This window comes from Peribacillus sp. FW305-BF15 (assembly GCF_058783805.1).
In genome coordinates this window covers 36,438-43,452 of sequence record NZ_JBYSYV010000034.1, presented here as the reverse complement: position 1 = coordinate 43,452, position 7,015 = coordinate 36,438, and the positions used below count along the sequence as shown (strand labels likewise).

General features: G+C 41.6%; 4 protein-coding genes and 1 riboswitch. All 4 genes read right to left on the bottom strand.

Annotated elements, in window-relative coordinates:
- Nucleotides 1-352: 352 nt before the first annotated feature.
- Nucleotides 353-2,422, bottom strand: coding sequence for a glucose-specific PTS transporter subunit IIBC (gene ptsG, locus AC3WLU_RS24630; RefSeq protein ID WP_063574410.1), 2,070 nt, complete (start codon nt 2,420-2,422; stop codon nt 353-355).
- A 213-nt stretch (nt 2,423-2,635) separates the two neighbouring features.
- Entirely contained in the window at nt 2,636-3,478 is an 843-nt protein-coding gene (glcT, locus tag AC3WLU_RS24625) for a glucose PTS transporter transcription antiterminator GlcT (protein ID WP_034306152.1), read from the bottom strand.
- Nucleotides 3,479-3,631: 153 nt separating this feature from the next.
- Nucleotides 3,632-4,963, bottom strand: a complete 1,332-nt coding sequence (locus tag AC3WLU_RS24620) for an NCS2 family permease (protein ID WP_034306155.1) — start codon at nt 4,961-4,963, stop codon at nt 3,632-3,634.
- A 104-nt stretch (nt 4,964-5,067) separates the two neighbouring features.
- A riboswitch (purine riboswitch) is annotated at nt 5,068-5,169 on the bottom strand.
- 225 nt (nt 5,170-5,394) lie between these two features.
- Nucleotides 5,395-6,951, bottom strand: a complete 1,557-nt coding sequence (gene guaA, locus AC3WLU_RS24615; RefSeq protein ID WP_403189020.1) for a glutamine-hydrolyzing GMP synthase — start codon at nt 6,949-6,951, stop codon at nt 5,395-5,397.
- Nucleotides 6,952-7,015 lie beyond the last annotated feature (64 nt).

Sequence of the window (7,015 nt, the reverse complement as noted above, 5' to 3'; positions counted from 1 at the left end):
ATTTGCTTTTTTGATAGTGTGTGCTCACTTAAAATTTAACGTTGGCGCTTTGTTTTGTTCAGTTTTCAAAGAGCAATATTTTCCATCGCTTCGTTTAGCGACTTTATTAGTATAACACCCTCCAAACACAAAGTCAACAACAAGTTATCATTCACTTGTTTGTCTTGTTTGTCTCAAGCGGTGTATTTAATATATTAGCACTTGCATATAGATAAGTCAATTTAATCTTTTAAAATTAACTTCTTTTTTTCACTGAACCACTTTCTTTCTATAGAAGCCGGTCCATGCCAAAGAATCATCAAAAAACAGGAGGGCAGCTGATTATAGCCACCCTCCCGTTATTTATTAATGATTATTTATTGATGGAGATTACGTCCTCTTCTTCCCTATCTACATTTCCGGCCTTTTCAATCTTGACGCTTTCACCTTCGGAAAGGTTAGTAAAGACGATTGGCGTAATGATAGAGCTAGCATTGTTTTTGACATACTCTATATCAACTTTAAGCAATGGCTGCCCGCTTGTCACTTTATCTCCTTGAGCGACAAGTGCTTCGAAACCTTTGCCTTCCAACTTAACTGTATCGATCCCGACATGAATCAAGATTTCACGTCCAGCTTCGGAAACGATACCTATTGCATGTTTAGTCGGGAATAAATTAACGATCGTACCGTCCACAGGAGAAACAACCAACCCTTCCTCAGGTACAATTGCAAATCCATCGCCCATCATTTTTTCAGCAAAAACTGCATCAGGCACTTCCGTGATCGGTTTTAATTCCCCTTTAATAGGAGAAACAAAGCGCTCGGAAACTTCATCCGTCCGTAAAGGTTTCGGGACGACATCCTCGATTTGCTTTTCCACACCTACTTCAGGAGACGTTTCTACTTTACGAGGCCGTTTTCCATCAATGATATCTTTCATTTGCCCCTTGATCGTTTCTGAACGAGGTCCGAAGATAGCCTGGATGTTATTGCCCACTTCCAGAACTCCAGCGGCACCAAGTTTCTTCAGCCTATTTTTATCAACGTTACCGATGTCATTGACCGATACACGAAGACGGGTAATGCAAGCATCCAAGTGAGAAATATTTTCTTTTCCGCCCATGGCATCCAAAATATCCCCAGGAAGACTTCCAGCTGTACTTGCAGATCCTTCCGCTTCCTCATCCTCTTCCACTTCACGACCAGGAGTTTTAAGGTTAAACTTCCTTATCGCAAATCGGAATCCAAAGTAATAGATAACCGCAAGGACTAAACCAACCGGAATAACAATCCATGCATTGGTTTGCGGATTGATTAAACCAAACAGTACGTAATCGATCAAACCACCCGAGAACGTCATCCCGATTTTCACGTCCAGTAAATGCATGGTCATGAATGATAGACCGGCAAACAGACAGTGAATCCCGAATAGTATCGGTGCAACAAATAAGAATGCAAATTCAAGTGGCTCAGTAATCCCAGTCAAGAATGATGTAAGTGCTGCAGAAGCCATCAATCCCCCGACTATTTTCTTTCTTTCCGGTCTTGCTTCATGATAAATGGCCAAAGCTGCAGCTGGTAACCCGAACATCATGAATGGATATTTACCAGTCATGAAGGTACCGGCCGTTAAATTCTGTACGCCATCTTTAATTTGTGCCATGAAGATGGCCTGGTCTCCTCTGACTGGCGTTCCCCCTCCTTGAGGGATATAGCTGCCAAATTCGAACCAGAATGGAGAATAGAAGATATGGTGCAATCCAAAAGGAATCAGCGCACGTTCTACAACCCCAAACACGAAAGCTCCAAGTGTCAGGTTAGCACCCAACATATTTTCGGAAAATGAATTTAACCCCGATTGAATCGTCGGCCAAATCAAAATCATCAGCAACCCAAGAATAACTGCGCTTGCAGCTGTTACAATGGGTACAAAACGTTTACCTGCAAAGAATCCTAAATAAGAAGGCAGTTCAATTTCATAAAACTTATTATACATAACAGCAGCCATGACACCGACGATAATACCGCCGAACACACCTGTTCCCAACGTCGGGATTCCCAGAACATTGGTATACACCGCACTATTGTTCTCAATGTCGGCAGCGTCAATGCCAAGAACAGTTCCCATCGTTACATTCATAATCAAGAAACCGATAATCGCCGCAAGGCCGGCAACACCATCTCCACCAGCTAACCCAATTGCGACCCCCACAGCAAACAACAAGGGAAGATTCCCAAAAATAATATTTCCGGCATTCTCCATTACCGATGCGACCATTTCCACTCCGCCACTCGCAAGAAACGGGGCAATATCCAATAAAGTTTCGTTTTGCAATGCATTACCAAACGCAAGCAAAATTCCGGCCGCTGGTAAAATGGCTACAGGAAGCATCAAAGCTTTACCGATTTTTTGCAAAACGCCAAACAACTTCTTAAACATAGGTTTTCCTCCTCTTTACTGTTTTTCCATGCTAATAAAACGGTTACATTTACGATGGTATTCATCTTCCCACGCATCAGAATTCAAATACAAAAAAGGCATAAGCAAAGATAGGATTGAAATGAAAATTCAGGTATATAATACCCTCTTTCATAACAATCATCCTCCTCACTTATGCCTGATCGAATCAGTAACACGTAAGTTAATGTATGTTTATTTAATTTTCTTTTGTAATCGTTGGATATGCATCGTTAGATAGACAGCTTCCGCATCACAAACCGGTTTGCCTAATTTCTGCTGCATAATTTTTATTAGCTTCCAAGAGATATTGTAACACAAAGGATATTCTTCTTTCAATAGCATTGCTATTTTTTCAGGTTCCTCTACTTTTTCCCCAGCAAGCACCCTGTCTATCATGAATCTTAAATGACGGACCAAACGTGAATAGTCTATGCTATCCTTATTAATTTTCACATTGAGCTGTTCTTCAACAACTTGGATAAGGTGATAGATTAACTGCGAATGCTGATTGACTTCCGATAAGTCTTTATTTGATATTGCGCTATGAATATGAAGCGTAATAAAACCGATTTCCCCTTGGGGCAGGCCTATGCCTGTCTTATCTTGAATTAATTCTACTACATCGACAGCAATATCATGTTCAAAAGGATAAAGGGTTATCGTTTCTTTCAAGAATGGGTTTTTGATAGTCATTCCTTGTGAAACACGCTGAAGGGCGAACAATAAATGATCTGTTAAACCGACATGTATATGTTCATTTAACTTTCCAGTAACCCGGTCATTAATGAGATGAATGGATTCTATAATGGCTGCTTGAAGATTTTGATCGATTTGCGGCAACAGTTTTTTGTAACTTTCCTGTTCCTTAACATTTTTCAGGACAAACGTTTTCTCCGCTAGTTCCGGACTCAACTCTTCGCCTTTCTTTCGGTTGAAGCCTAAGCCCTTTCCAATAGTAACGACTTCTCCATACGACGGATGCGTGGCAATCACCACATTATTGTTCAAAACCTTTTCAACGATAAAACCATTCATTTTTCTCCCTCTTTTTTTCTCAAAGTCATCCCTATGCCCCATACAGGATAAAGTACTTAATACTTAGTACTTTTACTATACACGATATGAGCTTTCTCTTACAACATGAAAGAAGAGCCCCGAAATCAGGACTCTCCTTACTTACTTGCATTATTACTTCAAGAAAATGAAATATAGCAGGAAGACGACTCCAAGCCCCCACATGATCGGATGAACCTCTTTTGCTCTTCCTTTCATCGACATAGTGATTGGATAGAAGATGAATCCGCAAGCGATACCTGTCGCAATTGAATATGTCATAGGCATCATGATGACCGTAAAGAAGGCCGGAACCGCAATTTCGAACTTTTGCCAGTCAATATTTTTAAGTGATGATGCCATTAATACTCCGACTATAACCAATGCCGGCGCAGTCACAGCAGATGTCACCACTGATAGAAGCGGGAAGAAGAAAAGGGATAGGACAAACAGCAACCCTGTCACTACAGCCGCAAATCCGCTTCGGGCACCAGCAGCAACACCCGATGTGGACTCTACATAAGATGTCGTGGTGGATGTACCAAGAATTGCACCTGAAACGATGGATAATGAATCAGCAAGCAACCCTTTACCCACTCTAGGAAGAACATTATCCTTCATCAATCCAGCTTGTTGTGCGACAGCCACCAGCGTACCGGCTGTATCAAAGAATGCTACGAACAAGAAGGTCAGTATCACGATTAACATTTGACCAGTGAAGAGATCACCGGGATTTCCAAAGGCATCGAACGCAACCCCGAATGTAGGCGCTATGCTAGGAACGGCACCGATTATTTTGTCCGGCACCGGAACTTGTCCAAAGATCATTCCTGCAATGGCTGTAATGACCATTCCTATGAACACGCCGCTTTTGACGCCTCTCGTCATCAAAATGACGGTTACGACAATTCCAAACACAGCCAATAAAGTATTTCCTGATGTCAAATCGCCCAGTCCGACAAGAACGCTGTCATCATTCGTGATGATACCAGCATTCTGAAACCCTACAAAAGTAATGAATAAACCGATACCGGCTCCAACTGCGTATTTCAATTCGACTGGAATTGCATTAATGATTTTTTCACGTATTCCCGATAAGGAAAGTAAAACGAAGATAATACCTGAAATCAATACTCCTGTTAAAGCCGTCTGCCAAGGAATTCCAAAGCCAAGCACAACGGTAAAAGCGAAGAAAGCATTCAATCCCATACCCGGCGCGAGCGAGATTGGATATCTGGCTATGAGTCCCATTAATATCGAGCCGATTGCGGCTGACAATGCGGTTGCGGCAAAAACCGCACCGTAGTCCATTCTTAATTCATCCGGATAGTCCTCGATGCTTTGTAAAGTCAGCATTACAGGGTTTACAACCAGGATATATGCCATTGAAAGGAAAGTAGTTAGTCCACCAAGTATTTCACGGCGATAATTAGTTCCCAGCTCGTTAAACCGAAAATAATTTTTCATTATGAGTCTCCCCCATCATAAAATCGTGCCAACAGAAAATGCCCCATTCGTTTATGAACGGGGCTTGACTGCGGTCATGTAAAGAAGTGGCGGTTTATTTAAACACGCCAATCCTTCCACATCGTAGTCAAGCCGTTCACGGCAGCTTGGTAGAAACTTTTGGGCCATATCCCCAATATTATACGACAATTATGTTTTTTTATTATTATAGGTATAGTGTATCAGTCACTAAAATAATCGTCAATATACCAAACGAATATTTTTTATGTAATTTTAGGCAATGTTCGCGTTTCGCTATTTATTCCTTAATTATCATGGCTATATCTTCGCCAACATACGTAAAATGTAAGTAATCTACATAATCAAATACTATTTCAACAAAAAAAATCAGTGAAGGTTAATTCCTTCACTGATTGGATGGTTTCAATCTACTATTCCCACTCGATCGTTGCAGGCGGCTTAGACGTAATGTCATAAACGACGCGGTTTACATGGTTTACTTCATTAACGATTCTCGTTGAGATGATTTCAAGTACATCCCATGGGATTCTTGCCCAATCGGATGTCATTCCGTCAATGGACGTGACCGCACGGATTCCAATTGTATAGTCATACGTACGTGCATCGCCCATTACCCCTACGCTACGAATGTTAGGAAGCACCGTAAAGTACTGCCAAATTTCGCGTTCCAAACCATTTTTTCTAATTTCTTCACGTAAAATATGGTCAGACTCACGGACGATCTCAAGTTTTTCATCTGAAATTTCGCCTAATACACGAATACCTAAACCTGGACCAGGGAATGGTTGACGCCAAACGATTTCGTCCGGAATGCCCATTTCACTTCCAAGTGCACGCACTTCATCCTTGAATAGAGTGTTCAAAGGCTCAATCAATTTAAATTGCATATCTTCCGGCAGACCGCCAACATTGTGATGCGATTTAATTGTTTGTGCAGTGGCCGTACCACTTTCAATAATGTCTGTGTAAAGTGTACCCTGTGCAAGGAAATCAATTCCTTCGAGCTTCGTTGCTTCGTCATCGAATACGTAGATGAACTCGTTACCGATGATTTTCCGTTTTTGTTCCGGATCTGAGACGCCAGCAAGCTTCGATAGGAAACGTTCTTTTGCATCGACCTTGATTACGTTCATATTGAAACCTTCCCTGAATGTTTCCATTACACCTTCGGCTTCCCCTTTACGAAGTAATCCATGATCAACGAAAATACATGTCAGCTGATCGCCAATCGCTTTATGGATCAATACAGCAACAACGGATGAATCCACCCCGCCGCTCAATGCGCATAACACTTTTTTATCTCCGACCGTTTGGCGGATTTTCTCCATCTCGATTTCAATGAAGTTCTCCATTGACCAGTCACCTTTACAGCCACAAACGCCGAATACGAAATTTTTCAGAATGTCATTACCGTATACGGAATGACGGACTTCTGGATGGAATTGCACGGCATACAATTTACGTGACTCGTCACTCATAGCCGAAATTGGGCAAGACGGGTTCGTCCCGTCAATTTGGAAACCTTCAGGCGTTTCCACCACTAAATCACCATGGCTCATCCAGACGATTTGTTCTTTTGGCAGGTCGCTGAATAACTTCGACTCGTTTTGGATGGCAAGTGTCGCTTTTCCGTATTCACGGTTCTTCGCTGGTTCCACCTTACCGCCAAAATGTTTGGTCATAAGCTGCATGCCATAACAAATACCGAAAATCGGAAGACCCATTTCGAATATGCGTTCATCACAACCAAATGCATTTGCATCATAAACACTGTTCGGGCCCCCTGAGAAGATGATTCCCGTCGGGTTCATTTTCTCAATTTCTTCTACAGTAATTGTATGAGGATGAAGCTCACTGTACACACCAAATTCACGGATACGACGAGTGATCAATTGATTATATTGGCTTCCGAAATCAAGTACTACGATCATTTCCTGTTTTTTTTGCAATTCTGTTTTCCCCGGCACAAACGTCACCTCTATCAATGTAATTCACTCATAAAATCGAGTGATAATTCTTATAAAAAATATT